Source organism: Micromonospora sp. NPDC048868, assembly GCF_043198195.1.
GTDB lineage: Bacteria > Actinomycetota > Actinomycetes > Mycobacteriales > Micromonosporaceae > Micromonospora > Micromonospora reichwaldensis.
This window is the reverse complement of record NZ_JBICUN010000001.1, coordinates 314266-339349: the sequence shown is the minus strand read 5'-3', so window position 1 is coordinate 339349 and position 25084 is coordinate 314266. Positions and strand designations below refer to the sequence as shown.

Below are 25084 nucleotides of genomic sequence, written 5' to 3'. Positions count from 1 at the left end.
CGGGAACCCCGCCTCGGACGCACCTGGGGAGGAGCGACGGATGAGGCATGGTGGCGGACTGACCATCGGTGTGCTCGGCTCGTACGGCGGTCGCAACCTCGGTGACGAGGCGATCCTCAGCGGTCTCCTGACCGACCTGCGCGAGCAGGAGCCGAACGGGCGGATCATCGTCTTCTCCCGCAACCCCGAGCACACCCGCATCGCCCATCCCGACGTGGAGGCGGTGCCCTGGGAGGGGGTCAGCCGGACGGACTCGGCGCTCGTGCTGGCCCAGCTCGACGTGCTGATCCTCGGCGGCGGCGGCATCCTCTACGACCGGGAGGCCCGCCGCTACCTACGGGTGGTCCGGGTCGCCCAGGAGCGGGGCCTGCCGCTGCTGACGTACGCGGTGGGGGTCGGGCCGCTCAGCGAGGACGTGGACACCGGCATGGTGCGGGAGACCCTGGCCAGCGCCACCCAGGTGACCGTACGGGACCAGGAGTCCCGGATGGTGCTGGAGGAGGCGGGGCTGCTCAACCCGATCACCGTCACCGCCGATCCCGCGTTCCTGATCGAGCCCGAGGACTTCCCGGCGGAGCTGCTCCGCGAGGAGGGGGTGCCGGCGGGCAAGCGGCTGGTCGGGATGAGCGTGCGGGAACCGGGCCGGGCCGCCGAGCGCCTCGACGTCGACGGCTACCACCGGCTGCTCGCCCAGATCGGCGACTTCCTGGTGCACCGGATCGACGCCTACGTGCTCTTCGTCCCGATGGAGCGCGACGACATCCGGCACTCGCACGGCGTGCTGTCGCACATGGTCGCCGCCGAGCGGGGCCGGATCCTGCACGGCACCTACTCGCCCCAGCAGGTGCTCGGGCTGATGCGCCACTTCGACCTGGCCGTGGGCATGCGGCTGCACTTCCTGATCTTCGCCGCGATGGCGGGCACGCCGTTCCTGCCGCTGCCGTACGCCGGCAAGGTCTTCGACCTCGCCCAGCGGCTCGGGGTGCCGGCGCTGCGCGGCGTGGAGCGGGAGGTCGAGGGCCCACTGCTGGCCGAGGTCGACCGGCTCTGGGACGAGCGGGAGCAGCGGGCCGAGGCCACCGCCCGACGGGTGGCCGAGGTGTGCGACGAGGCCCGGGGAACCTCCCAGGTCACCCGCGCCGTGTTGGACAGCCTGCGCGCTCGCACCCTGGCCCCGGCGGTCTGACCCGCCGGCTCAGACCGCCGGCCCCCGCCAGCGGTAGCACCACCGGTCGGCGTCGGCGTCCACGGACTCCAGCTCGTAGATCTCCGCCTCGGCCAGCCCCTTCGCGCCGAGGTGGTGATGGGTCAGCGGCGGGCGGCCGTTCGGGTCCAGCTCCACGGTGACGGTCTCGCCGTCGGCCACGCCACCGACCAGGGGGATCTCTGCCGTTGATGCCATGCGCCCATCCTGCCCCGCCCCGGGTGACCCCGCAGCGGATAGCGGGGCAGCGGGCCGGGGCGGCCCGGCACTAGGGTCGGTGGATGGCGGAGATGGCGATCGATCCCACGCTCGGCCCGGTGCTGGCGCGCACCGGCGACGAGCGGGCCGTGCTCGAATCGTTCCTCGACTTCCACCGGGGCGTGCTGCTGCGCAAGGTGCGCGGGCTCTCCGACGCCGACGCGGCCCGCCGGCTGGTGCCCTCGGCCACCACCGTCGCCGGCCTCGTCAGACACCTGACGCTTGTGGAGCGGAACTGGTTCCCGTGCCTGCTCGCCCCCGGCCCGGGCGACGTCTACCTCACCTCGGAGGAGGACGCGGCGGCGAGCTTCGCGCTCACCGACGACGACACCGTCGAACGGCTCACCGCCGCGTACGAGCAGGCGTGCGCCCGGTCCCGGGAGGTCGCCGGCCGGTTCGACCTCGACCACGTCGTACCGCACCCGCAGCTCGGTGAGGTCTCGCTGCGCTGGATCCTCGTGCACATGATCGAGGAGACCGCCCGGCACGTCGGGCACGCCGACATCCTCCGCGAGCTGACCGACGGCGCCACCGGCGCGCTCTGACCGCCGTCGGCCGGCGCGGCGACCCTGACCCGGGCGCGCCGCGCGCCGACGCACGGCGGGCTCAGCGACGCGGCAGCAGGTCGGACGGATACTCCATGCCGTCGTGGGTGCAGGCCGCCGCGGCGACCCGGGCCGCGTACGCCGCCGCGTCGGTCAGCGCCGCGCCGCGCAGCCGGGCGGCGATCACGCCCGCCGCGAAGGCGTCCCCCGCGCCGTTGGTGTCGACGACCGGTGCGGGCGGCGCGGCGGCGGGCACCGCCGTCGGTGCGCCCCCGCCGGTGTGCAGCTCGGCGCCGTCCGCTCCCCGGGTCGCCAGCACCGTGCGGGGCACCAGCGCGGCGGCGAGCGCGCCGGCCCCCGCGCCCAGCCGGACCCCGCTGACGAAGACCAGGTCGGCCACCTCGGCGAAGGGCCGGTGGTAGGCGTTCGCGCCGTCCCAGTCGTGCAGGTCGGTGGAGAGGACTGCCCCGTCGGCCAGCCCCGCGCGCAGGGCGGGCAGCAGGGGAAGCGTCCAATCCATGATCGACAGGTGTACGTGGGCCGCCTGCCGGACCAGCGCGGTCACCTCGGCCGCCGGGAACGGGGCCGGCCCGTGCCAGGGGCGCGGGTCGTAGAGCGACATCCGCCGGCCGGCCGGGTCGACCATGTTCACCGACCGCCGGGTGCCGGCCGGGGCGTCGCCCAGCACCGCGTGCACGCCGGTGCGGGCCAGCGCGGCGCGGACCACGTCGCCGGCCGGGTCGACACCGATGACGTCGACCACCGCCACCCGGAGCCCGAGCGCGTGCGCGGCGAGCGCCACCCCGGCGCCGGTGTTGCCGATCCGCAGCTCGATCGGGTCGACGGTGACGGAGTCGGCGGCCGGCAGCGGGATCGCGGGCACCCGCACCCGCACGTCGACGCCGAGACCGCCGATCACGAGGAGGTCGTACACGCGCCCGACCCTATCCCCGCCGCCCGCCGCCCGCCGCCCGCCGCCCGCCGCCCGGCGGCCACGGGGCCCGGGCCGCCTGCCGCCCGCTCGTTATGACGGCCGGCGGTGTGCTGGCCGGGGCCGTCGGCCCGGACCGATATCCTCGCCGGGGTCGTCGCGAGGAGGGGGACGCGTGCTGGTCGTCCACGGGGTCTGGCGGTCCGGCGTGGGGCTCGCCGTCTGGGCCGAGGACAGCGCGCTGCCGGCCCACGCGCCGCGCCGCCCGGGCCGGGCGCCCCGGGAACGGCCGCACCCGTTCGCCGCCGAGCAGGCCGCGCTCGTCGCCGCGCTGGCCGCGGCGGCCGAGCCGGCCCACCTCGGCACCGCCCTGCTCACCCTCCCCACCCGGGCCGGCGCACCGCTGGACTCCCCGGAACTCGTCCGCGCCGACGTCGCCGGGACGGTCCGGGGGCCAGTCACCCTCGCCGGCTGGCGGGTGCCCGTCCTCTGGTACGCCCCCGACGCCGCCCTGGCCTTGCTGCGCGGCGTCGACGCGGTGGCCGCCGTGCCGGGCGCGACCCTGCGCCACCTCGCCGAACTGGCCGAATTCGCGGTCGACCTGGCAGCCCGGGGCCGGGTCCTGCCCGGCCTCGCCGAGGCGCCCCCGGCGGCTCGCTCCCGGGCGGCCAGCGGCGGCTGCGCGGCTACTCCGGCTCCGGGCCGGGCCCGCGCGGGCGGGGAGCGGGCGGAGGCCGGCGCCCGGGCGGTCTGGCGACCGCTGCTGACCGGCACGGACGCCGCCTGGGCCCGGGCGCTGGCGCTGGCCCTGCCCCCGGCCGCCCGCGCCGCCACCGGGCCGGACGCGCCGGGCGACCCCGGTGCCGCCGCCGGGGCGGACACCCCGTCCGGGCCGGTCGCCGCTCGGCGCGCGCGACCCGGCCCGCCCGCCGGGCGCCACCGGCCCGCTCCGGCCGCCGTCGACGCGCCGGGCGCGCTGGTCGCCGACGCGCTCGACGCGCTCACCGACGCCGCCGTCCGGGCGGCCCTGGCCGAGACCGCGCTGGCCCGGGGCGTACGCCCGAACGGCGCCGTGCCGGCCTGGCTGGCCGCGCTCACCGGGCCGGTGCGGGAGTTCGCCGCCGACCCGGCCGCGCTGGACACCCTCCGCGCCGAACTGGACGCCTGGCAGCGCGACGCGGCCGGCGGGGCGGTGCGGGCCAGCTTCCGCCTGGTCGAGCCGCCGGCCGAGGAGCTCACCGAGGCGGTGGTCGTGGTGCCCGCCGACCCGGCGGCGACGGCGCGGCCGGCCGGGCGGTGGCGCATCGAGTTCGGGCTCCAGGCGGCGGACGAGCCGAGCCTGCACGTGGACGCCGGGCAGGTCTGGCGGGCGCCGGCCAGCGTCGCCGGGCTGGCCGGTCGCGGCGACGACCCGCAGGAGACCCTGCTCGCCGAGCTGGGGCGCGCCAGCCGGCTCTGGCCCGAGCTGGACGACGCCCTGCGTACGGCCACGCCGGAGGCTTTGGAGCTGGACGTCGAGGGGGCGCACCGGTTCCTCCGCGAGGGCGCGCCGGTGCTGCACGCCGCCGGGTTCGCCGTGCTGCTGCCGTCCTGGTGGCGGCGCCCGTCGTCCCGGCTCGGCGCCCGGTTGCAGGCCCGCAGCCGGACCGCCCCGGGCACCGTCGCCGCCACCGTCGGGGGCGTCGGGCTGAACGCCCTCGTCGACTACCGCTGGGAGGTGTCCCTCGGCGACCAGCCGCTCACGGCCGAGGAACTGGCGTCACTGGCCGCGCTGAAGACCCCGCTGGTGCGGCTGCGCGGGCAGTGGGTGGAACTGGACCCGAAGCGGCTCGCCGCCGGCCTGCGGCTGCTCCGGTCCTCCGGCGAGCTGACCGTCGCCGACCTGCTCCGGCTCGGCCTGACCGACGCCGAGCAGCCGGACGCGCTGCCGGTGCTGGAGGTCAGCGCCGACGGCGCGCTGGGCGACCTGCTCGCCGGGGCGGTGGAGCGCCGGCTCGCCCCGCTGGACCCGCCGCCGGGGTTCCACGGCACGCTGCGGCCGTACCAGCGGCGGGGGCTGGCCTGGCTGGCGTTCCTCCAGTCGCTGGGGCTCGGCGCGGTGCTCGCCGACGACATGGGGCTGGGCAAGACGGTGCAGCTGCTCGCCCTGCTCGCCGGGGACCCGCCGGACGCCGGCCCGACCCTGCTGGTCTGCCCGATGTCGCTGGTGGGCAACTGGCAGCGCGAGGCGGCGCGGTTCACGCCGGGGCTGCGCGTACACGTGCACCACGGCGCGGAGCGGGCGCGGGGCGAGGCGTTCGGCGCGGCTGTGCACGACGCGGACCTGGTCCTCACCACCTATTCCGTCGCGGCCCGCGACGCGGTCGAGCTGGCCGGGATCGACTGGCGGCGGGTGGTGGTCGACGAGGCCCAGGCCATCAAGAACGCCGCCACCCGGCAGGCCGAGGCGGTCCGCGCGCTGCCCGCCCGGCACCGGATCGCCGTCACCGGCACGCCCGTGGAGAACCGGCTGGCGGACCTCTGGTCGATCATGCAGTTCGCCAACCCCGGCCTGCTCGGGCCGGCGGCCACCTTCCGCAAGAAGTACGCCGAGCCGATCGAGCGGCACGGCGACGCCGAGACGGCCGAGCGGCTGCGCCGGATCACCGGCCCGTTCGTGCTGCGCCGGCTCAAGACCGACTCCTCGATCATCTCCGACCTGCCGGAGAAGCTGGAGATGGAGGTGCTCTGCAACCTCACCGCCGAGCAGGCCTCGCTCTACCGGGCGATCGTCGACGACATGATGGCGCGGATCGAGTCCAGCGACGGCATCGAGCGCCGCGGGCTGGTGCTCGCCGCCATGACCCGGCTCAAGCAGGTCTGCAACCACCCCGCGCAACTGCTGCGCGACGGCTCGGCGCTGCCCGGCCGCTCCGGAAAGCTGGCCCGCCTGGAGGAGATCCTGGACGAGGTCCTCGCGGCGGGGGAGCGGGCCCTGCTCTTCACCCAGTACGCCGAGTTCGGCGGCATGCTGCGCGGGCACCTGTCGGCCCGCTTCGGCCGGGAGGTGCTCTTCCTGCACGGCGGCGTCGGCAAGGCCGACCGGGACGCCATGGTGACCCGGTTCCAGTCCCCGGGGGGACCGGCGATCTTCGTGCTGTCGCTCAAGGCCGGCGGCACCGGGCTCACCCTCACCGAGGCCAACCACGTGGTGCACGTCGACCGGTGGTGGAACCCCGCCGTCGAGGACCAGGCCACCGACCGGGCGTTCCGCATCGGCCAGCGGCGCCGGGTGCAGGTCCGCAAGTTCGTCTGCGCCGGCACGGTGGAGGAGAAGGTGGCGGCGCTGATCGCCGACAAGCGCAGCCTCGCCGCCTCGGTCGTCGGCACCGGCGAGCAGTGGGTCACCGAGCTGTCCACGACGCAGCTGCGCGAGCTGTTCACCCTGGAGGCCGGGGCGGTGGTGGAGTGAGCGGGCAGGCGCAGGGCGACGGCGGCGCCAACGGCCGGTTCGCCGACTACGGCCGGCCGCGCCGGGTCGACGGCGGGCTGCGGGCCCGCAGCACCCGGGGGGCCATCGGCCGGTCCTGGTGGTCCCAACGCTTCCTGGAGGTGCTGGAGTCGTTCGCCCTCGGCACCCGGCTGACCCGTGGCCGCTCGTACGCGCGGGCCGGACAGGTGGTCCGCCTGGAGGTCGCCCCGGGCACCGTCGGCGCCGTCGTGCAGGGCTCCCGCGCGCAGCCGTACGAGGTGAGCATCGCGCTGCCGCCGTTCCCGGAGGCGATCTGGGCCCGCGTGGAGGCGGAGCTGGCCGCCCAGGCGTTCTTCAGCGCCCGGCTGCTCGCCGGCGACCTGCCCCCGGAACTGGAGGAGCTGTTCGGGGCCGCCGGTGCCCCGCTCTTCCCCGCCGGCGTGGCGGAGCTGCGTCAGCGGTGCAGCTGCCCCGACTTCGCCGTTCCCTGCAAGCATCTCGCGGCCACGTTCTACCTGCTCGCGGAGGCGTTCGACGCCGACCCGTTCCAGTTGCTGCACTGGCGGGGCCGGAGCCGGACGCAGCTGCTCGACCGGCTGCGCGTCCTGCGGGCCGACGCCGACGACCAGCCGGCCGCACCGTCCACGCTGGGCGGTGCGGTGGCGCCGACGGCGGAGTCCACGCGGAACGGCGGTGTACCGGGTGCCGGGCGGGACGCCGTGGCCGTCCCGCCCGTCGGGGCGTCGCGGGCGCTCGCCGGCCTGCCGCCGGCGCCGCTGGCCGAGGCGGTCGACCGGTTCTGGCTGCCGCCGGTCCCGTTGCCCGACCGGCCACCCAGCCTGTCGACCGGACCGGACCTGCTGCTGCGGCAGCTCGGCGCGCCGGCCCCCGCCATCGGCGGGCCCGGTCTCCTGGAGCGGCTGCGGCGGGCGTACCGGCTCCTCGGCGGGTGAGAGCGCCGGCGGAACGGTACGCGGCCCCGGGTCACAGCCAGCGGCGGCGGAACCGCCACATGAATGCGGCGTTGGCCACCAGGACCACCGCGCAGACGGCCCCGGCCAGTCGCCCGGCCAGCACGGTCATCGCCGGCAGCGAGGCCCACAGCACGATCGTCAACAGCATCAGCCACCGGCCGCGACGGGCCCGGGCCCGGTTGTCGAGCCGGGCGAAGAACGCCGGATCGCTCTCCCGGAGCTGACGGGTGATCTGCTCGAACCTGCGCTGATCCTCTTTGCTGAGCATGTGCCTTCCCCTCACGTGTTCAGCGGTTCGGCGGCATACCCGCTGCGGCGGCGGCTCACGCTCCCGTCCTGCTGCTACTTTGCCGCCCCGCCCGGCCCACGCCCGTCCGGCCGCGCCCCGGCTCTCCGGGTGCGCGGGGGAGCGCCTCAGCGCAGGCTTAGCCGAACCTTAAATTTGCCTGTGGCGATGAAAGGGGCCTCCCGCGCCGGGTCGGCCGCGATGGCCGGATCCGGCCCGTGCCGTGCCGCGTACGCCCTGCTCGCGAGGTCCGTGCCGGACCGCGCCGGGTTCCGGTGTCGCCGACCCGCGCTGAGCGGCGCCTTAAGTGCCGTCCTGGGGGCTTCCGGTGCTGCTTGAAGGCACCTGAACGCTTGATTACCTTCCGGTGACAACCCCCTCAGGCACCAGTCGCCGCACCTGCCCCCGTGCCCGGTGCCAGTCGTCGCGGCGCAGCAGAAACGGATTGGTACATGGCCGACCAGAATGTGCCACCACGGCGACCGCGGGACGATCGCGGATGGGACGGGCGTCAGTACCCCGCCGCCGGCGACGGTCACCGCGACACCTACGCCCCCACCCCCCACGGCCACGACGCGCGCGCCCCGCACCAGGGCGCACACCCCGGAGACACGCAGGGCCAGTACGCGCACGCCGGGCACCCGGCCGCGCGCGGACCACAGTGGGTCGGCCCGGAGGGCTTCGCGCGGCAGGCCGCCGCTCCGTCGGCCGGCCCGGGACTGCCCAACCTGGACGACGGCGACGAGCCGGGCCCCAAGGTCGGCCGGCGCAAGGCCCTCGTGGCCCTCGGCGGCACCGCGGCCGTGGTCGCCGGTGGCGCCGCCCTGGCGATGACCCCGCAGATCCGCAGCCTCCTCGGCGACGAGGCGGTGGCCGGCGACGCCACCGGCACCACGGTCACCGACGGCACCCCCGCCCGGCCGAGCGGCCAGCAGCCGAGCACGGTGCGCACCTACACCGAGCAGAACGAGAGCTACATGGGCTCCCGGGCCGGCGAGGCGCTGAAGAAGAACGCGCCGGCCGGCGGCCGGACCTTCTCCGGGCCGGCCGCCGCCGCCGCGGAGACCAAGGTGACCGTCAAGACGGTGCTCGCCAAGGACCCGATCCTGCACCTGGCCCGGCGGGCCACCTTCGGCGCCACCGGGCAGGTCCTCGCCGACATCAGGGAGCGGGGCATCGACGGCTGGCTGCGCTGGCAGCTCGACCCCGACAAGATCGCCCCGACGAAGGCCGAGCTGAAGCTCGCCGACCTGCCGACGCTGAAGCTGGGCACCGCGCAGCTGCGCGAGCAGCGCGAGCAGCTCAACGAGCGTGGCGCGCAGCCGGAGAAGGAGATGGTGGACGCCACCATCGCCCGGCAGATCTGGTCGCAGCGGCAGCTGTTCGAGGTCATGGTCGACTTCTGGAACGACTTCCTGCACGTCGCCGCGGACTTCGACGGGGGCGAGGTCTACCGCGCGTCCTTCGACCGGGACGTCGTGCGGGCGCACGCCCTCGGCAGCTACCCCGAGATGCTGCTCGCCGCGAACCGGCACCCGGCGCTGCTGCTCTACCTCAACCAGAACGACTCCCGCGCCGACGCGGTCAACGAGAACCTGGCCCGCGAGAACCTGGAGCTGTACTCGGTCGGCGTCGACGGCGGCTACACCGAGAAGGACGTCCGGCAGGCGGCCCTGCTCCAGACCGGCCGGGGCGTCAACGACGGGAAGTACGTGTTCCGCCCCGAGCGGCACTACGTCGGCAAGGTGAAGGTGCTCGGCTTCACCCACGCGAACGCCTCGAAGGACCCGAAGAAGGCCGAGGCGGCCATCGACGCGTACATCACGTACATCGCGCTGCACCCGTCCACCGCTAAGTACGTGGCGCAGAGCCTGGCCACCCGGTTCGTCTCGGACACCCCGCCGAAGTCCCTCGTGGAGCGGCTGGCGAAGTCGTACAGCCTGAACAAGGGCATGATCAAGCCGGTGCTGATGACGCTGTTCAGCTCCTCGGAGTTCTGGGCGGCGGTGGGCCAGAAGGTGCGCCGGCCGATGGAGTACCTGGTCGCCACGTACCGGGCCCTGGGGGTGTCCCCGGAGGCGTCGCCGAAGCACGACAACGGCGACAACAAGCGCACCCCGTACGCCCGGGGGCTGCGGCAGATCCACGACAGGATGCGCGAGCTGGGCCAGTACCCGATGGGCCAGCCCACCCCCGACGGCTACCCGGACGTCTATGTGGCCTGGACCTCCGCCGGCACCATGGTCCACGGCTGGAACGAGGCGGGCGAGCTGCTCGCCGGCCGACGCACCGTCTTCACCTACACGCCGCCGGAGAAGCTGGTGGCCCGGCCACCGGCCACCGCCGGGGCGTACGTGGACGCGCTGGCCCTGCGGCTGGTGGGTCAGAAGCTGAGCGCCAGGGAACGGTCCCTGATCCTCGGCGTGGCCGGCGTGGCTGCCGGCGACAAGGTCGACGCCACGTTCGACGGGGCCGTCACCGCCGTAGCGCGGGCGATCCTCGCTTCCCCCCAGCACCACCTCCGGTGAGGCACCCGATGGAGAAGACTGTGCACACGTTCCCCCTGCACCCCGAATGCCCCGACCTGCGGCGGCTGGCCAACGACCCGGCCGAGGCGCTGCTGCGGGCGGAGGCCGACATCGTCGCCGCCGAGAACGCCGCCGAGGCCGACCGCTACCGGCGGCTGGAGGACCTCGAGGAGGCCCAGCAGGACGGTCGGGGCGTGACCCGGCGGACGTTCGTGGCCGGCGCCGCGGCCACCGCCACCGCCCTCGCGACCGCCCAGTTCGTCACCACCTCGGCCTCGTTCGCCGCCACCAAGACCGGCACCCTGATCCACGTCTTCCTCTACGGCGGGCTGGACGGGCTGAGCCTGGTGGCCCCGGCGGACGACCCGGTGCTCGCCAAGGCCCGCCCCGACCTGCTGCTCGGCGACGACTCCCTGGCCGTGGGCCGCGGCTTCAAGCTGACCAGCGCGTTCAAGCCGCTGGAGAAGTGGCTGAAGAGCGGCAACCTCGGCTTCGTCCCGGCGGTCTCCGACGAGCGGCTCTCGCGCAGCCACTTCCAGGCCGCGGACGCCTGCAACCTCGGCGGCCTGCCCGGCGAGACCGGCGGCCGGGGCTGGCTGGACAGCCTGGTCGACGCGCTCGGCACGGGCACCGCGTTCCGCAGCGTCGGCATCGGCAGCACCCTGCCCCGCTCGCTGGTCGGCAACAACGGCGCGCTCTCCCTCAACAACGTCGGCTCGCTGCGGCTCAACGGCGACGACCGGTACCGGGCCGCGACCGAGAAGGCGATCAAGGGGCTCTTCACCGGGATCAACCACCCGGTGCAGGACGCCGTGCAGGACGGCCTCGGCGCGCTGGCCACCGCGCAGCGCCTCGCCGCGAAGCCGTACCAGGCGGCCGAGGGCGTCGAGTACAAGGGCGTCGGCAACGCGTTCCAGCAGCTCGCCCAGCTCATCAAGGGCGGGGCGAACGTCCGGGTCGCCACCGTCGGGATGGGCGGCTACGACACCCACGAGAACCAGGGCACCCGCGACGGCGGTCAGCTGCACCGGCGGCTCAACGAGCTGGCCAGCGCCATGGCGGCGTTCTTCACCGACCTGGGGGAGAAGTCCGCCGACGTGACCATCATGGTCTCCAGCGAGTTCGGCCGGCGGGTCGCCTCCAACGGCGGCGGCACCGACCACGGCCACGGCGGGGTGGTCACCGTGCTCTCCGGCCGCAAGCTCGCCGGCTCGCTGCTGGGCACCTGGAACGGGCTGGCCGACCTGGACTCCGGCGACGTGCCCGAGTACAACAACATGTTCAACGTCTACGGGGCCGTCGCGCAGGGCCGCTTCGGGCTCACCAACGCGGAGGTGGACAAGATCTTCCCCCGGCAGAAGTACCGCCCGATGAAGCTGTACGCGTGACGTACCCGCGCACCCACGCCGCCGGCCGCCGCACCGGGACGACCCCGTCCCGGCGCGGCGGCCGGCCGGCTGCGGACGTACGCCCGCTGGTGCCGCCGCGACGCGGACCCGGCGGCCGGCGGCTGCTGGCCGCGCTGCTCGTCGTCGGCCTGCTCGCCAGCGTGCTGCCCTGGTGGCTGGACACCCCGCCCGGATCGCTGCGGACGACGGCCGCCACCGTGACCGCCGCCGGCCGGATCACCGGGCTGGTCGCCGGCTACCTGCTGCTCGTGCAGGTGCTGATGATGAGCCGCCTGCCGATCCTGGAGCGGTGGGCCGGCGGCGAGCGGATCGCCCGCTGGCACCGCGACGTCGGGGCCACCCTGCTGGTGGCCGTGCTCGCGCACGCGTCGCTGATCCTGGTCGGCTACGCCGACCTGGAGGACAACCCGGTGCTCACCGAGGCCGGCGTGCTGCTGCGCGACTACGAGGACATGGTCTCCGCGTTCGCCGCCGCCGGCATCCTGGTGCTGGTCGGCCTCACCAGCGTCCGGGCGATCCGCACCGCGCTGCCCTACGAGCTGTGGCACGCCCTGCACCTGTCGAGCTACGCGGTGCTGCTGCTCGGCTTCGCCCACCAGTTCAGCAACGGCGCGCAGCTGTTCCGGCCCGGCCCGGTGCGCACCTTCTGGATCGCGATGTACGTGGTGGTGCTCGCCGCCCTGCTCTGGGGCCGGGTCGTCGCGCCGCTGGCGTTCAACCTGCGGCACCGGCTGCGGGTCGCCGACGTGGTCGCGGAGAGCCCGGACACCATCTCGATCTACCTGACCGGCGACCGGCTGGAGCGCCTGGAGATGCTCGGCGGGCAGTTCTTCCGCTGGCGGTTCCTCGCCCGGGGCTGCTGGTGGCAGGCGCACCCGTTCTCGGTCTCGGCCGCCGCCAACGGCCGCTGGCTGCGGCTCACCGTCAAGGTGGTCGGCAGGCACACCGCCGACCTGCGCGACCTCGAAGCGGGCACCCGGGTCTGGGCGGAGGGCCCGTCGGGCACCTTCACGGCCGCCCACCGCACCCGCGAGCGGGCCCTGCTGATCGCCGGCGGCAGCGGGATCACCCCCATCCGGGCGATGCTGGAGGAGCTGCCGCCCGGCGCCGCGCTGATCTACCGCGCCCGCACCCCGGGCGACGTGCTGCTGCACCGCGAGCTGGACTGGCTCGCCGAGGCCCGGGACACCGCGATCTGGTACGTCGTCGGCTCCCGCGACGATCCCGGCCCCCGCCAGGTGATGAGCCCGGACGGGCTGCGCCGGTTGGTGCCCGACCTCGCCCGGCGCGACGTCTACCTCTGCGGGCCGCCCGGCCTGGTCGAGCAGTCGCTGCGGGTGCTCCGCGAGGCCGGCGTGCCCCGCCGGCAGATCCACCTGGCCACGTTCGAGCTGTAGGAAGGCTTCCATGCGTCGCGCCCTGCTCGCGATCACCGGCCTGGCGGCCGGCACCACCGCCATGGTGGTGCTGAAGGGCTCGCCTGGCACCAGCCCGGTCGCCCAGGACCTGCCGGCGGCGCCCCCACCGGTGACCCCCGCGCCAGCCGGTCCGACCCCGGACGGCGGGGAGGTCTCCGCCCCGCCGTCGCCGGCCCGCACCAGCGCGTCCCCCCGGCCCGGTCGCACCGCCACCCGGGCGCCGGCGAGCCGGCCCAGCGCCACCAGCCGGGCACCGTCCGCGCCGCGCACCACCACGAAGCCGCCGCCCGCGCCGACGACCCGCACCGTCACGGGGCCGGTGGTGGAGAACGAGTACGGCAACGTGCAGGTGCAGATCACCCTCTCCGGGACGCGGATCGTCGACGTGGTGGCCCTGGAGCTGCCCGAGGAGACCGCCCAGTCCGACCAGCGCAGCGAGCAGGTCGACGGCCGCTACAGCGGCAGCTCCGGGCTGGTGGTGCAGCGGCAGAGCGCCGACGTGGACACCGTCTCCGGGGCGACCGCCACCAGCACCTCGTACAAGCAGTCGTTGCAGGCCGCGATCGACCGGGCGAGGTGACGTGCCGGTGCCGGCGGCGGGGCGGCGCGAGTCGGGCGCGTCTCCGCCGGCGACCAGGCCGGGGCTGCGCCGGGTCGAGCAGGTCATGGGCACCGCGATCAGCCTCGACCTCGCCGACGACCTGCCCGCCGCCGAGCTGGCCGGGCTGGCGGAGGACGTGTTCGCCTGGCTGCGCGACGTGGACGCCCGGTTCAGCACGTACCGGGCCGACAGCGAGGTGTGCCGCGTCGACCGGGGCGAGCTGCCGCTCTCCGGGGCCGGCGCCGACCTGCGGGACGTGCTGGCGCGCTGCGCCGACCTGTGGAAGGCCACCGACGGCTTCTTCGACGCGTACGCCACCGGGCGGCTCGACCCGTCCGGCTACGTCAAGGGCTGGTCGGTGCAGGTCGCCTCGGACCGGCTGCTCGCCGCCGGGGCGGCGAACCACTGCCTGAACGCCGGCGGCGACGTGCGGGTACGCGGCCACTCCTCGACCGGGCGACCGTGGCGGATCGGCGTCCGCCACCCGTGGGACGCGATGTCCACCTGCCTCGTGCTCACCGGCACCGACCTGGCCGTGGCCACGTCCGGCGTCTACGAGCGCGGCCACCACGTGCTCGACCCGCGCCGGGGCGTGCCGGCCCGGGGGCTGCGCTCGGTCACCGTGGTCGGGCCGGACCTGGGGCTGGCCGACGCGTACGCCACCGCTGCCGTCGCGATGGGCCCGGCCGGCATCGGCTGGCTGGACGGCCTGCCCGGGCACCAGCACGCGGTCGTCACCGACGACGTCCGCCTCCTGCACTCCACCGCCCTGCCCCTGGCCGGCTGAGGGTCAGCGGAAGGGGCGGGTGGTGGCGGGGCGGGAGCCGAGGGGGCGGGGGCGGCCCGGGCGGGAGCCGACGGGACGGGTGACCGGCCAGCGGCGGCGCGGCCGGTGCCGGGGCGGCGGCTCCGCGCCGTCCGGCTGGCGCGCGGTGTCGTCGGTGGACATCTAACCCCCCGCTCCCGGCGCGGGTGCGCCGTCGCCGTGCTCAACGAGCGCCGGCCCTCCGGCGTCGCTGCCGTGCCGCCGTCACATGCCCCGGCGCGGCAGCGGCAGGTGCCCGGGGAGCAGGTCGGAGGTGACCCTGACGCCGGTGGCCCGCAGGGCCTCGATCAGCGCGTTCTGCACCAGGTAGGAGTCGGGCAGTTGCCAGCGGGCCTGTTCGGGCGCGACCGCCCACCGGACGGTGCCCTCCGGCAGCCGGGTCGGTGGGGCCGGGATCCAGGAGCCGGGACCGTGCCGGACCACGTGGAAGCAGTGGTCCAGCTCGGGGCGGAGCGGGTCGCCGGGGCGGACCAGGAACATCCAACGGCCGGTCGGGGTCACCAGCACCGGCCCGCGTACGCCGGCGCCGGCCGGGTGCGTCCGGACCGCGTCCAGCACGTGCCGGCCGAGGTGCGTGGGGACCTCCAGCACGTCGAACGCCCGCCCGGTGGGCAGCAGCACCCCGTGCGGCCGGGTGCGCCACCACGTCGCGACCCGGGCCGGGTCGGCGCTCGCCGCCTGCTCCCAGTTCTCCAGGGCCGGGTGGCAGCCGACCGTCGGGCAGCCGGCCCGCCCGCAGACGAAGCGGCTGCGGGCGAGGCAGGCGCCGGGGGTGACGTCCCAGCCGTGCAGGGCGTACCGCACGGCCACCCGGCGCAGCCGCACCCGTTCCAACGGGGACAGTTGAACGACGCGCGGCGCGACATTCCCCCACATGTGCCATCTCCCCTCGCCGGACCCGGCCGGTGCCCAGGTCGCATGTCGAGCACCGTCACTGCCGTAACCCGCGATCGTTGAGCTGACGAACGGCTCGTGCAACTTGCACGAAAACTACGAGAACTGGCTGTACGGCTGACGCACACGCTGTGCGACCAGCGAAAACCTGAGACGTACGGATCGATCGCCGCACCCGGCAGGACCGGCCGGCACGCCCGCTCGAGCAGGCGCAGGGGAAGGAACGGGTGGATGGACGAGTTGCCCATCGGGCGGCGGGTGGCCTACTGGCGGGGGCGGCGCAAGATGTCGCAGCAGGTCTTCGCCGACCGGCTGGGCAAGTCGAAGAGCTGGGTGGACAAGGTCGAGCGCGGGGTGCGCCGGCTGGACAAGTTCTCCGTCCTCTACGAGATCGCCGACATCCTCCAGGTCGACGTGCAGCTGCTGCTCGGCAAGGACCCGGAGCGGCGTACGGACGCGCTGAACTGCATCGACCAGGTGGAGGTGCAGGAGATCCGGGCGGCCCTGGAGCGGTACGACTCGATGAGCGCGTACTTCGACGCCGCGCCGTGCCCGCCGCCCCTGGCCGACATGCGCAAGGCCGTCAACCACGCCTGGCTCACCTACCAGTACGGCCGCTACGGGATGCTCACCCGGGCGCTGCCGAAGCTGCTGCGCGACGCCCAGGCCGCCGACGCCGGTCACGGCGGCGACCAGGCCGTCGAGGCGGCCCACCTGCTCGGGCAGGTCTACCAGATCGCCTCGTCGGTGCTGCGCAAGCTGGGCGAGTGCGACCTGGCCTGGCTGGCCGCCGACCGCTCGATGGCGGTGGCCCAGCGCGCCGACGACCCGCTGCTGGCCGGCATCGCCACCACCCGGGTCTGCAACGCGCTGGTGGCGATGGGCCGGCCCCGGCCCGCGCTCGAACTCAACGTCACCATCGCCAACCGGCTCGCCCCCGGCTGCGGCAACGCCGCCGACCCGGCCCTGCTCTCGGTCTACGGGATGCTGCTGCTCCAGGGGGCGATGGCCGCCGCGCGGATCGGCGACTCCGCCACGGTCGGCGACCTGATCAACGGGGCCCAGGAGGCCGCCGTCCTGCTGGGCGGCGACCACAACCACTACTGGACCTCGTTCGGGCCGACCAACGTGGAGCTGCACCGGGCGGCGGCGGCGGTCGAGCTCGGCGACGGGGGCCGGGCGGTCGAGGTGCACCAGCAGCGCATCCAGGAGCCGGCCTTCGGCGCACTGCTGCCGGAACGCCGGGCCCACCACCTGCTCGACATCGCCCGGGGCTTCGCCCAGATCGGCGACGTGGCCAACGCCGGCGAGATGCTGCTGCGCGGCGACCGCCTCGCCCCGTCGGAGATCCGCTGCCGGCCGATCGCCCACGAGGTGATGTCGGACATCCTGCGTCGCACACGTGGTGCGCCGCCTTCTCCGATTGCGGAGTTGGCTGAGCACATGGGAGTAGGGGTATGAGCGCGGTGGCGGCCTGATGGCCGGCCCGCACCCGAGCAGCGAGCGCCGCGAGGTGCTCTACGTCATCGCCTGCGGTTCGCCGCTGGCCCGCCACGTCGGCCGGCTCGTCGAGCTGGCCCACCAGGACGGTTGGGACGTCTGCGTGGTCACCACGCCGGACGGCGCCAAGTTCGTCGACCGGGCCGCGCTGGCCCGGCAGACCGGCCATCCGGTCCGCACCCACTACAAGAACCCGGGCGATCTCGACGTGCTGCCGCAGGCCGACGCGATCATCGTCTGCCCGGCGACGGTCAACACCGTCAACAAGTGGGCGGCCGGGATCACCGACACACTGGCCCTCGGGCTGCTGGTGGAGGCGCAGGGCCTGGGCGTGCCGGTGGTGGCGGTGCCGTACACGAACGCGGCGATGGCGGCCCACCCGGCCTTCCGGGCCGGCATCGCCCGGCTCGCGGAGTGGGGGGTCACGGTGCTCTTCGGCGATGACGTCTTCCCGTTGCACCCGCCGGGCACCGGCGAGCGGCACGTGCACGCCTTCCCGTGGGCCCTGGGCCTGGCCGCCGTACGCGACCGGCTCTGCCCCGTCGCCTGACGTGTGAGGAAGGGCCCCGTGCCATCGCGTAGCGATCGCACGGGGCCCTTCCTCACACCCGGGACACGCCGCCGCGTCGGTGGGCGAGGGCCCCGGCCGGGGTCCGCGCCGGTAAGCTGGCCCGCCGTGAGCACCAACGCAGTCCCGCCGACCGTCGCCGACGTGGTCGCCGAGCTGGAGCGGCGCTATCCGCCGGCCTGGGCCGAGGACTGGGACCGGGTCGGGCTTGTGCTCGGCGAGCCGTGCGCCCCGGTGCGCCGGGTCCTCTGCGTCGTCGACGTGGTGCCGGAGACGGTCGCCGAGGCGCTCGACGCCGGCGTCGACATGATCGTCGCCCACCATCCGCTGCTGCTGCGCGGCGTCTCCTCGGTGGCCCCCACGACCTTCAAGGGCCGGATCGTGCACCGGCTGATCAAGTCCGACGTGGCGCTGTACGTCGCGCACACCAACGCCGACGTGGCCGCCCCGGGGGTCTCCGACGCCCTCGCCGCCCGGTTCGGGCTGACCGGGCTGCGCCCGCTGCACCGGCCCGCACCCGGAACGCCCGCGCACGGCGACGGCCGGGGCATCGGCCGGATCGGCGAGCTGCCGGAGCCGATGACGCTGGCGGAGCTGACCCGGCACGCCGCCGCCGTGCTGCCCACCACCGCCTGGGGAGTTCGCGCCGCCGGGGATCCCGGGCGTATGGTTCGTACCCTCGCGGTCAGCGGCGGCGCGGGGGACGGCTTCCTCGCCGACGCGACCGCGGCCGGGGTGGACGCGTTCCTCACCGCCGACCTGCGCCACCACCCGGCCGGCGAGCACCTGGCCGCCGACGGCCCGGCCCTGCTCGACGCCGCCCACTGGGCGACGGAACGACCGTGGCTGGACGACCTGGCCGTCCTCCTGCGGGAGGCGACGGGTGTCGAGACGCTGGTGTCCGACCTGGCCACCGACCCGTGGACCGTACACGCCGCCCCACCCGCGGTGGACGACAAGGAGCCCCGACCGTGAAGGCTGACCCCCAGGTCCAGCGCCGCCTGCTCGACCTCCAGGCGATCGACACCTCCCTCGCCCAGCTCGCCCACCGGCGCCGTTCGCTGCCGGAGCGGGCCGAGCTGGACGCGCTGGCCCGGGAGCTGTCCGCGCTGGAGGACGAGCGGGTCCGCGCCCAGGTCGCGGTCGACGACCTGGACCGGGACATCGCCCGCATGGAGAAGGACGTCGACCAGGTGCGGGCCCGCAAGTCCAAGAACGAGGCCCGGCTCGCCGCCGGCACCGGCCCGGCCCGGGAGCTGGAGGCCCTCCAGCACGAGCTGGTCTCGCTCAACCGCCGCCAGGGCGACCTGGAGGACGCCGAGCTGGAGCTGATGGAGCAGCGGGAGACGGCCCAGGGCGTGCTGGACGGCGTCGAGCAGCGGTTGGCCGAGGTGCGGGAGAAGCGCGACGACGCCGAGCGGCGCCGCGACGAGAGCCTGGCCGAGATCGCCAAGGAGGAGGAGTTCAAGCGCGGCGCCCGCCAGCCGCTGGCGGGCGACCTCCCGGCCGACCTGGTGCAGCTCTACGACAAGATCCGCGAGGACACCGGGCTCGGCGCGGCGCTGCTGACCGCCGGCCGGTGCGGCGGCTGCCGTCTGACGCTCTCCGGCGCCGACGTGGCCCGGATCCGCAAGACCGACCCGGACGAGGTCGTCCGCTGCGAGGACTGCCGACGGATCATGGTCCGCACCAACGAGTCCGGCCTGTAGCCCCGTGGCGCCGCGCGTGGTGGTCGTCGAGGCCGACGGCGGATCCCGGGGCAACCCCGGCCCGGCCGGCTACGGCGCGGTGGTCCGCGACGCGGACACCGGTGAGGTGCTGGCCGAGCGGGGCGAGTCGATCGGCGTCGCCACCAACAACGTCGCCGAGTACCGGGGGCTGATCGCCGGGCTGGAGGCCGCCGCCGAGCTGGGCGCCGCCGAGGTCGAGGCCAGGATGGACTCGAAGCTGGTGGTCGAGCAGATGTGCGGCCGCTGGCAGATCAAGCACCCCGGGCTGCGTCCGCTCGCCGCGCAGGCCGCCGGGCTGGTCGACCGCTTCGCCGCCGTGCGGTTCCACTGGATTCCCCGGGAACGCAACCGGCACGCCGACGCCCTCGCCAACGCCGCCATGGACGCCGCCGCCGGCAAGGCGCCGGCTAAGGCCGCCGTCGCGCCGCCGCGCGTCGTGGAGCCGCCCCGCGAGGTCGCCGCTCCCGACTCACCGGCCCGCGCGAGGGCCCGCGAGGTGGCCGCCCGCGCCGCGTCGGCGACGGGCACCGGCACCGACCCGGCCACCGCGCCCGCCTCCTGGGAGCCGCGGCCGAGCTTCACCGCCACCCGGCTCGTCCTCGTCCGGCACGGCGAGACGGCCTTCACCGAACAGCGCCGCTACTCCGGCCGCGGCGACGTGCCGCTGTCCGAGCGCGGCCGGGCCCAGGTCCGGGCCACGGCCGCCCGGGTGGCCGCGCTGGCCCCGACCGTCGCGGCCGTGGTCAGCTCGCCCCTGTCCCGGTGTACGGCGACCGCCGAGGCGATCGCCGGGGCGCTCGGCGGCGTGCCGGTGCGCCGCGAGGACGACCTGATCGAGTGCGACTTCGGGGCCTGGGAGGGGCGCACCTTCGCGGAGGTCCGCCAGGAGTGGCCGGGCGAGATGGACGCCTGGCTGGCCTCGACCCGGGTGGCCCCGCCGGGCGGCGAGTCGTTCGTCGACGTCGCCGAGCGCTGCCGCCGCGTGGTCGACGGGCTGTGCCGGGCGTACCCGGGGGAGACCGTGGTGGTGGTCTCGCACGTCTCGCCGATCAAGCTGGTGCTGCGCGACGCCCTCGCGGCCGGCGACGGCTTCCTGCACCGGCTCTTCCTGGACGCGGCCGGCATCTCGGTGCTCGACACGTGGCCCGACGGGGGCATGGCCGTCCGTACGGTCAACGACACCGCGCACCTCGCCGGGATCTGAGCCGGGCGGGCCGCCGTCCGGCCGCCCGGGGTCGCCGTTCGGCGCACGCCGTCCGCCGTTCGGCGCAGCAACCTCCTCCCGCAGAACGTGACCCCGGTCACAGGGTCGTAGCCTCCGGCCGTCATCTGTGTCGATCTACGACTCGCGGAGGTTTGTCGCAATGGCCGCACCCGAACCGGAGGCGCCGACGGCGGCGCGCTCCAGGGCGAAGGACCACAGCCCCTGGAACTGGTTGCTCTTCATCCCCATCGTGGTGCCCCTGATCCCGGTCTTCTTCAACGCCGACTCGCCCCGGTTCCTCGGCTTCCCGCGCTTCTACTGGCTCCAGCTCGTCTACATCCTGCTCGGCGTGGCCACCACCACGCTGGTGTACCAGATGACCAAGAAGCGGGCCGGCACGCCGTCGGACGGGCCGGGCGACACGGCGGCGGGTGATCGCTGATGTGGCGCGACCACCTCACCGAGATCATCGTCTTCTCGGTGCTCTTCCTGCTGGTCAGCGGGATGGGATTCGTGGCGGCCCGGTGGCGGGCCCCGAAGGACATGGCCCACCTCGACGAGTGGGGGCTGGGCGGGCGCAACTTCGGCGGCTGGATCACCTGGTTCCTGGTCGGCGGTGACCTGTACACCGCGTACACCTTCGTGGCGGTGCCGGCGCTGATGTTCGGTGCCGGCGCGGCCGGCTTCTTCGCCGTCCCGTACACCATCGTCATCTACCCGCTGGTGTTCCTGGTGCTGTGCCGGCTCTGGTCGGTCTCGCACCGGCACGGCTTCGTCACCCCGGCGGACTTCGTCCGCAAGCGGTTCGACTCGCCGGTGCTGGCGCTGCTGATCGCGATCACCGGCATCGTGGCGACGATGCCGTACATCGCGCTGCAACTGGTCGGCATCGAGGCGGTGCTCAAGACCATGGGGGTGACCGGCGAGAGCACGCTGGCCCGGCATTTGCCGATCATTGTCGCCTTCGCGATCCTGGCCGCGTACACCTACCAGTCGGGGCTGCGCGCGCCGGCGCTGATCGCGTTCGTCAAGGACACGCTGATCTACATCGTGATCCTGGTGGCGGTGCTCTACCTGCCGTACAAGCTGGGCGGCTGGGGCGAGATCTTCGACGCCGCCGACGCGAAGTTCGACGCGTCGCCGAACGCAGGCGACGGGGTGCTGCTCAACGCCAACAACCAGCTCCAGTACGTCACGCTGGCGTTCGGCTCGGCGCTGGCGCTGTTCCTCTACCCGCACAGCATCACCGGCGTGCTGGCCAGCCGGAACCGCGACGTGATCAAGCGGAACATGTCGGCGCTGCCCGCGTACAGCCTGCTGCTCGGCCTGATCGCGCTGCTCGGCTTCATGGCCATCGCGGCCGGGGTGAAGCCGTTGCCCGGGTCGAAGGAGGGCACCGTGGACAGCAACACGGTGGTGCCGGTCTTGTTCGACCAGCAGTTCCCCGACTGGTTCGCCGGCGTCGCCTACGCGGCCATCGGCATCGGCGCGCTGGTGCCGGCGGCGATCATGTCGATCGCGGCGGCGAACCTGTTCACCCGCAACATCTACAAGGAGTACCTGAAGCGGGACGCCAGCCCCGCGCAGGAGGCGAACGTCTCCAAGATCACCTCGCTGGTGGTGAAGGTCGGCGCGGTGGCCTGCATCGTCTTCCTCGACCCGCAGTTCTCCATCGACCTCCAGCTCATCGGCGGCGTGATCATCCTCCAGACGCTGCCGGCCGTGGCCCTGGGCCTCTACACCCGCTGGTTCCACCGGGGGGCGCTGATCGGCGGCTGGATCGCGGGCATGGGACTGGGCATGTGGATGCTCTACCAGATCCCGAACGCCGCGACCGGCCGCAAGCACTTCGGCGGCTCGGCGTTCCCGCTTGCCGACTTCGGCTTCGACACCCCGAAGACGATCTACGTCGGGATCGTGGCGGTGCTGGTCAACCTCGCGGTCGCGGCGCTGCTCACGGTGGTGCTGCGGGCGGCGAAGGTGCGCGACGGCGGCGACGGCACCACGTCGGACGACTACTTCGCCGACGAGGGCGACCCGCGCGTCACACCCGGCCCGCACCGGGACGCCGACGCCGCCCCGGAACCGGTCGCCTGAGCCTCTCCAGGGGCCGCGTCGCCCCCGGCCCCTGCCGGCCGGGGGCGACGCGGCGGGGGTGGACGCCCTTCGTACGCTGACGACCATGACGAGACGCACGCTGGTGGCCGTCCTCGGCGGCTCCGCCACGCTGCTGCTGGTGGTCGTCGTCGGGTGCGTGGGAGCCGCGATCCGGGCCGTCGACAACGACCCGGGCGACACGCCCGAGTGCCGGGAGTCGGTGCGCGCCGAGGAGGCGAAGGTGCGCACCAACCGGTGGGCTCCGCCCGAGGAACTGCCCGACCTCGGCGACTACCCGGAGATCCACTGGCAGGTGCGTTCCCTCTCGGGCGAGCCGTGCGGCCGCGCGCCGGGCCCGGTGGACTGGGCGTACCAGGGCGTGGTCCGGCTGCGTCCGGCGGACGCGCGGACGCTGGCGCAGCGGTACGGCTTCGCGCCGTACGCACCCGCTGTCCCGGCTCCCCAGTCCGGCAGCCCGGCGGACGCGTGGCCCGCTCTCGCGCCGTTCCTGCCGGCCGCGCCCCGGTGGCTGCACAGCCGGGCGTACGACGAGGCGACCCCGTCCACGCGGTGGCGGACCGCCTTCCTGGACGTCGAGCACCGGACGCTCTTCTTCACGCTCCAGGACCACTAGCCGTCAGCGCAGCGCGCGCCAGAGCAGGTAGAGCCCGATCGACGTGCCGAAGACCACGATCAGCACCTTCAGCACCACCGGCGGCAGCCGGCGCACCAGCCGCGCGCCGGCGTACCCGCCGACCAGCGTCGCCGGCGCGACGACCGCGACGGCCGCCCAGTTCACCGGCCCGAACAGCGCGAACACCACCAGCGTGGTCAACCCGACCAGGGCGGAGAGCAGGTTCTTGAGCGCGCTCACCCGCGCCAGCGTCGCGTCCAGCACCAGGGCCAGACCCGCCACCAGCATCACCCCGAGCGCCGCGCCGAAGTAGCCGCCGTACACCGCGCCGACGGCGACCATGGCCTGCACGGTGACCGTACGGCGGCGCGGCGCCAGGTCGCGCGGATGCCCGACGAGCCGACGTAGCGGATCCTGGAACGCCAGCACCGCCGTCGCCCCGAGCACCAGGAAGGGCACCACCAACTCGAACGCCCGGGCCGGGGTGGCCAGCAGCAGCAGGGCGCCGGCGATCGTACCGACGATCGTGGTGGGCACCAGCGTGGCCAGCATCCGCCGGGGCGGCAGGTCCTGCCGGCTGCCGGCCACGCTCGCCACGTACCCCGGAAAGACCGCGACCGAATTGCTCACGTTGGCCGGCACCGGCGGCAGGCCCACCGCGATCATCGCCGGGAAGGTGATGAGCGAGCCCCCGCCGGCCACCGCGTTCACCGTGCCCGCGGCGAGACCGGCGGCGAGCAGCAGCGCGGCGTCGGAGACGTCCATGGTCACCAGAGGCTAGTACCCACCTCCGGCAGAACGGGTGCCGGTCGGCCCCGGGGTGGCAATGGGTGCGGCCGTGGCGTCGTTAGGATGGATGCGCGACGGACGAGTCGACCGGGCGGTCGCGTCGGCGGGCTCCGGCCCGCCGCCGAGGAACGTCCGGACTCCACAGGGCAGGGTGGTTGCTAACGGCAACCCGGGGCGACCCGCGGGACAGTGCCACAGAAAACAGACCGCCGGCCCCATCGGGGACGGTAAGGGTGAAACGGTGGGGTAAGAGCCCACCAGCACCCCGGGTGACCGGGGTGGCTCGGTAAACCCCACCCGGAGCAAGGCCAAGCAAGGGCCGTCACCAGAGATGATGACGACCCGGCGCAGACGCTTGAGGGCTGCCCGCCCGATGTCTGCGGGTAGGCCGCTCGAGCCTGCCGGCGACGGCAGGCCTAGATGGATGGCCGCCGCCGACGCGAGCCCCTCGGGGCGCGCGCCGGTCACAGAATCCGGCGTACAGGTCGACTCGTCCGTCGCCCACCAGCTCAGAGACCTGATCGAGGCTCTGAGCTGGTTCTATATCCGGGCGCCGATGGTCGTTCTTGGTCAACTTTGGCCGGCGTTTGACGCCCTGAGAGCGCCCTGACGCCCTGAGCGCCGGCTCGGTTCGGCGACAGGATGGAAATCGCTTCCGGCATGCGGACGACGGGCCCTACCCTGCTTGCTCGCAGACGATCCGGTCACTGGTTCGCCGCTGCAATCCGACACCGAGGAGTTGCCGATGCCCCACGTTACGCTTTACGCGCTTGAAGAGGAACTGGTCGGGCATGAACCCAACCTCATTGAGGAACTGACCAACGCCGTCGCCTCCGTGTATGGCGCGTGGGCTAGAAGTTCGGTGGATGTCAGGCTGATCGGCGTTCCTACCGGTCGATGGGCCCGCGGCGGAGCGGCGGTCGCTGCAGCCGCCCCCTCGGTCACCTTCGGCATGCGGGAGGAAGTGTTCGCGCGCGAGGACGCAGCCAGAGTTATCGCACAACTCGTCTCCGCCTTCACCGAAGCCGTTACTGCCGTGTTCGGCGAGGATTGTCGCGACGAAGTGCTCGTCGAGCTGGTCGGCCAGCCCACGTCCCGGTCCGGGCTCGGCGGGAAGGTCATCAGTGTCGGCAGCTAGTAGGATCTCTTCCCGAGCCGGGCTGGCTATGCCGCTGCGGGCCGCCTGAGGGCCGGCGTTCGATGGTTCCGGAGCGGAGCCGTCGGCTGTGGGGGAGGG

General features: G+C 74.6%; 23 protein-coding genes, 1 other RNA gene and 2 pseudogenes. 20 read left to right on the top strand and 6 right to left on the bottom strand.

Annotated elements, in window-relative coordinates; translation table 11 throughout:
• The first annotated feature begins 40 nt into the window (after positions 1–40).
• Complete coding sequence (locus ACGFNF_RS01570; protein ID WP_357579999.1) at positions 41–1186, top strand: polysaccharide pyruvyl transferase family protein; 1146 nt, start codon at positions 41–43, stop codon at positions 1184–1186.
• A 9-nt stretch (positions 1187–1195) separates the two neighbouring features.
• Here ACGFNF_RS01570 and ACGFNF_RS01565 read toward each other — a convergent pair whose 3' ends face one another.
• Positions 1196–1402: a hypothetical protein gene (locus ACGFNF_RS01565; protein WP_121400365.1), complete on the bottom strand. Its 207-nt coding sequence runs from the start codon at positions 1400–1402 to the stop codon at positions 1196–1198.
• Between the two features lie 83 nt (positions 1403–1485).
• On the opposite strand from ACGFNF_RS01565, the gene ACGFNF_RS01560 reads away from it, so the two are divergent.
• Complete coding sequence (locus tag ACGFNF_RS01560; RefSeq protein ID WP_393165034.1) at positions 1486–2007, top strand: DinB family protein; 522 nt, start codon at positions 1486–1488, stop codon at positions 2005–2007.
• Positions 2008–2068: 61 nt separating this feature from the next.
• Here the strand turns inward: ACGFNF_RS01560 and ACGFNF_RS01555 are convergent, their stop codons facing one another.
• The gene (locus ACGFNF_RS01555; protein ID WP_393165032.1) at positions 2069–2941 is read right to left on the bottom strand and encodes a carbohydrate kinase family protein; all 873 of its coding nucleotides are present in this window, start codon (positions 2939–2941) and stop codon (positions 2069–2071) included.
• Between the two features lie 172 nt (positions 2942–3113).
• Between ACGFNF_RS01555 and ACGFNF_RS01550 the strand changes: the two are divergent.
• From ACGFNF_RS01550 to ACGFNF_RS01540, 3 genes and pseudogenes are all read left to right on the top strand, one after another.
• Positions 3114–3603, top strand: a pseudogene (locus ACGFNF_RS01550) (ATP-dependent helicase); the annotation flags it as partial.
• 305 nt (positions 3604–3908) lie between these two features.
• Positions 3909–6389 (top strand): annotated as a pseudogene (locus tag ACGFNF_RS01545) (DEAD/DEAH box helicase); the annotation flags it as partial.
• A complete protein-coding gene (locus tag ACGFNF_RS01540; RefSeq protein WP_393165030.1) occupies positions 6386–7342 on the top strand; it encodes an SWIM zinc finger family protein in 957 nt (318 codons plus the stop codon). The pseudogene ACGFNF_RS01545 and the gene ACGFNF_RS01540, both read left to right, overlap by 4 nt.
• A 31-nt stretch (positions 7343–7373) precedes the next feature.
• On the opposite strand, the gene ACGFNF_RS01535 is transcribed toward ACGFNF_RS01540, so the two are convergent.
• Entirely contained in the window at positions 7374–7631 is a 258-nt protein-coding gene (locus ACGFNF_RS01535) for a DUF3040 domain-containing protein (RefSeq protein ID WP_357579994.1), read from the bottom strand.
• A gap of 470 nt (positions 7632–8101) precedes the next feature.
• Here ACGFNF_RS01535 and ACGFNF_RS01530 point away from each other — a divergent pair, with 470 nt between their 5' ends.
• From ACGFNF_RS01530 to ACGFNF_RS01510, 5 genes are all read left to right on the top strand, one after another.
• The gene (locus tag ACGFNF_RS01530; protein WP_393165028.1) at positions 8102–10177 is read left to right on the top strand and encodes a DUF1800 domain-containing protein; all 2076 of its coding nucleotides are present in this window, start codon (positions 8102–8104) and stop codon (positions 10175–10177) included.
• A gap of 20 nt (positions 10178–10197) precedes the next feature.
• Positions 10198–11565 carry a DUF1501 domain-containing protein gene (locus ACGFNF_RS01525; protein ID WP_357579992.1) on the top strand — a complete coding sequence of 456 codons (1368 nt, stop codon included), beginning with the start codon at positions 10198–10200 and terminating at the stop codon, positions 11563–11565.
• Positions 11562–12983: a ferredoxin reductase family protein gene (locus ACGFNF_RS01520; RefSeq protein WP_132237266.1), complete on the top strand. Its 1422-nt coding sequence runs from the start codon at positions 11562–11564 to the stop codon at positions 12981–12983. The genes ACGFNF_RS01525 and ACGFNF_RS01520 overlap by 4 nt, the downstream gene beginning before the upstream one ends.
• A gap of 10 nt (positions 12984–12993) precedes the next feature.
• Entirely contained in the window at positions 12994–13584 is a 591-nt protein-coding gene (locus ACGFNF_RS01515; RefSeq protein ID WP_357580959.1) for an FMN-binding protein, read from the top strand.
• A gap of 85 nt (positions 13585–13669) precedes the next feature.
• Positions 13670–14392: an FAD:protein FMN transferase gene (locus tag ACGFNF_RS01510; protein ID WP_357580961.1), complete on the top strand. Its 723-nt coding sequence runs from the start codon at positions 13670–13672 to the stop codon at positions 14390–14392.
• Positions 14393–14395: 3 nt separating this feature from the next.
• Here ACGFNF_RS01510 and ACGFNF_RS01505 read toward each other — a convergent pair whose 3' ends face one another.
• Positions 14396–14554 carry a hypothetical protein gene (locus tag ACGFNF_RS01505; RefSeq protein WP_158619084.1) on the bottom strand — a complete coding sequence of 53 codons (159 nt, stop codon included), beginning with the start codon at positions 14552–14554 and terminating at the stop codon, positions 14396–14398.
• 81 nt (positions 14555–14635) lie between these two features.
• Positions 14636–15307, bottom strand: a complete 672-nt coding sequence (locus tag ACGFNF_RS01500) for a bifunctional DNA primase/polymerase (protein ID WP_357580958.1) — start codon at positions 15305–15307, stop codon at positions 14636–14638.
• 249 nt (positions 15308–15556) lie between these two features.
• On the opposite strand from ACGFNF_RS01500, the gene ACGFNF_RS01495 reads away from it, so the two are divergent.
• From ACGFNF_RS01495 to ACGFNF_RS01460, 8 genes are all read left to right on the top strand, one after another.
• A complete protein-coding gene (locus tag ACGFNF_RS01495; RefSeq protein WP_357580957.1) occupies positions 15557–16786 on the top strand; it encodes a helix-turn-helix domain-containing protein in 1230 nt (409 codons plus the stop codon).
• A gap of 16 nt (positions 16787–16802) precedes the next feature.
• Positions 16803–17375 carry a flavoprotein gene (locus ACGFNF_RS01490; protein ID WP_357580956.1) on the top strand — a complete coding sequence of 191 codons (573 nt, stop codon included), beginning with the start codon at positions 16803–16805 and terminating at the stop codon, positions 17373–17375.
• A gap of 162 nt (positions 17376–17537) precedes the next feature.
• Complete coding sequence (locus ACGFNF_RS01485) at positions 17538–18368, top strand: Nif3-like dinuclear metal center hexameric protein (RefSeq protein ID WP_357580972.1); 831 nt, start codon at positions 17538–17540, stop codon at positions 18366–18368.
• Complete coding sequence (locus tag ACGFNF_RS01480) at positions 18365–19102, top strand: C4-type zinc ribbon domain-containing protein (RefSeq protein WP_357580971.1); 738 nt, start codon at positions 18365–18367, stop codon at positions 19100–19102. The genes ACGFNF_RS01485 and ACGFNF_RS01480 overlap by 4 nt, the downstream gene beginning before the upstream one ends.
• A gap of 4 nt (positions 19103–19106) precedes the next feature.
• Entirely contained in the window at positions 19107–20327 is a 1221-nt protein-coding gene (locus ACGFNF_RS01475; protein ID WP_393165024.1) for a bifunctional RNase H/acid phosphatase, read from the top strand.
• Between the two features lie 160 nt (positions 20328–20487).
• Positions 20488–20769: a DUF3311 domain-containing protein gene (locus tag ACGFNF_RS01470; RefSeq protein ID WP_311411956.1), complete on the top strand. Its 282-nt coding sequence runs from the start codon at positions 20488–20490 to the stop codon at positions 20767–20769.
• Positions 20769–22424 carry a monocarboxylate uptake permease MctP gene (gene mctP, locus ACGFNF_RS01465; RefSeq protein WP_357580969.1) on the top strand — a complete coding sequence of 552 codons (1656 nt, stop codon included), beginning with the start codon at positions 20769–20771 and terminating at the stop codon, positions 22422–22424. The genes ACGFNF_RS01470 and mctP overlap by 1 nt, the downstream gene beginning before the upstream one ends.
• Before the next feature lie 85 nt (positions 22425–22509).
• Entirely contained in the window at positions 22510–23058 is a 549-nt protein-coding gene (locus tag ACGFNF_RS01460; RefSeq protein ID WP_393165022.1) for a hypothetical protein, read from the top strand.
• Between the two features lie 3 nt (positions 23059–23061).
• Here the strand turns inward: ACGFNF_RS01460 and ACGFNF_RS01455 are convergent, their stop codons facing one another.
• Complete coding sequence (locus ACGFNF_RS01455) at positions 23062–23823, bottom strand: sulfite exporter TauE/SafE family protein (protein ID WP_393165020.1); 762 nt, start codon at positions 23821–23823, stop codon at positions 23062–23064.
• A gap of 103 nt (positions 23824–23926) precedes the next feature.
• Here ACGFNF_RS01455 and rnpB point away from each other — a divergent pair.
• Together rnpB and ACGFNF_RS01445 are read left to right on the top strand one after the other, a co-directional pair.
• Positions 23927–24344, top strand: an RNA gene (rnpB, locus tag ACGFNF_RS01450) — RNase P RNA component class A.
• Between the two features lie 188 nt (positions 24345–24532).
• Positions 24533–24985: a hypothetical protein gene (locus tag ACGFNF_RS01445; RefSeq protein WP_393165018.1), complete on the top strand. Its 453-nt coding sequence runs from the start codon at positions 24533–24535 to the stop codon at positions 24983–24985.
• Positions 24986–25084 lie beyond the last annotated feature (99 nt).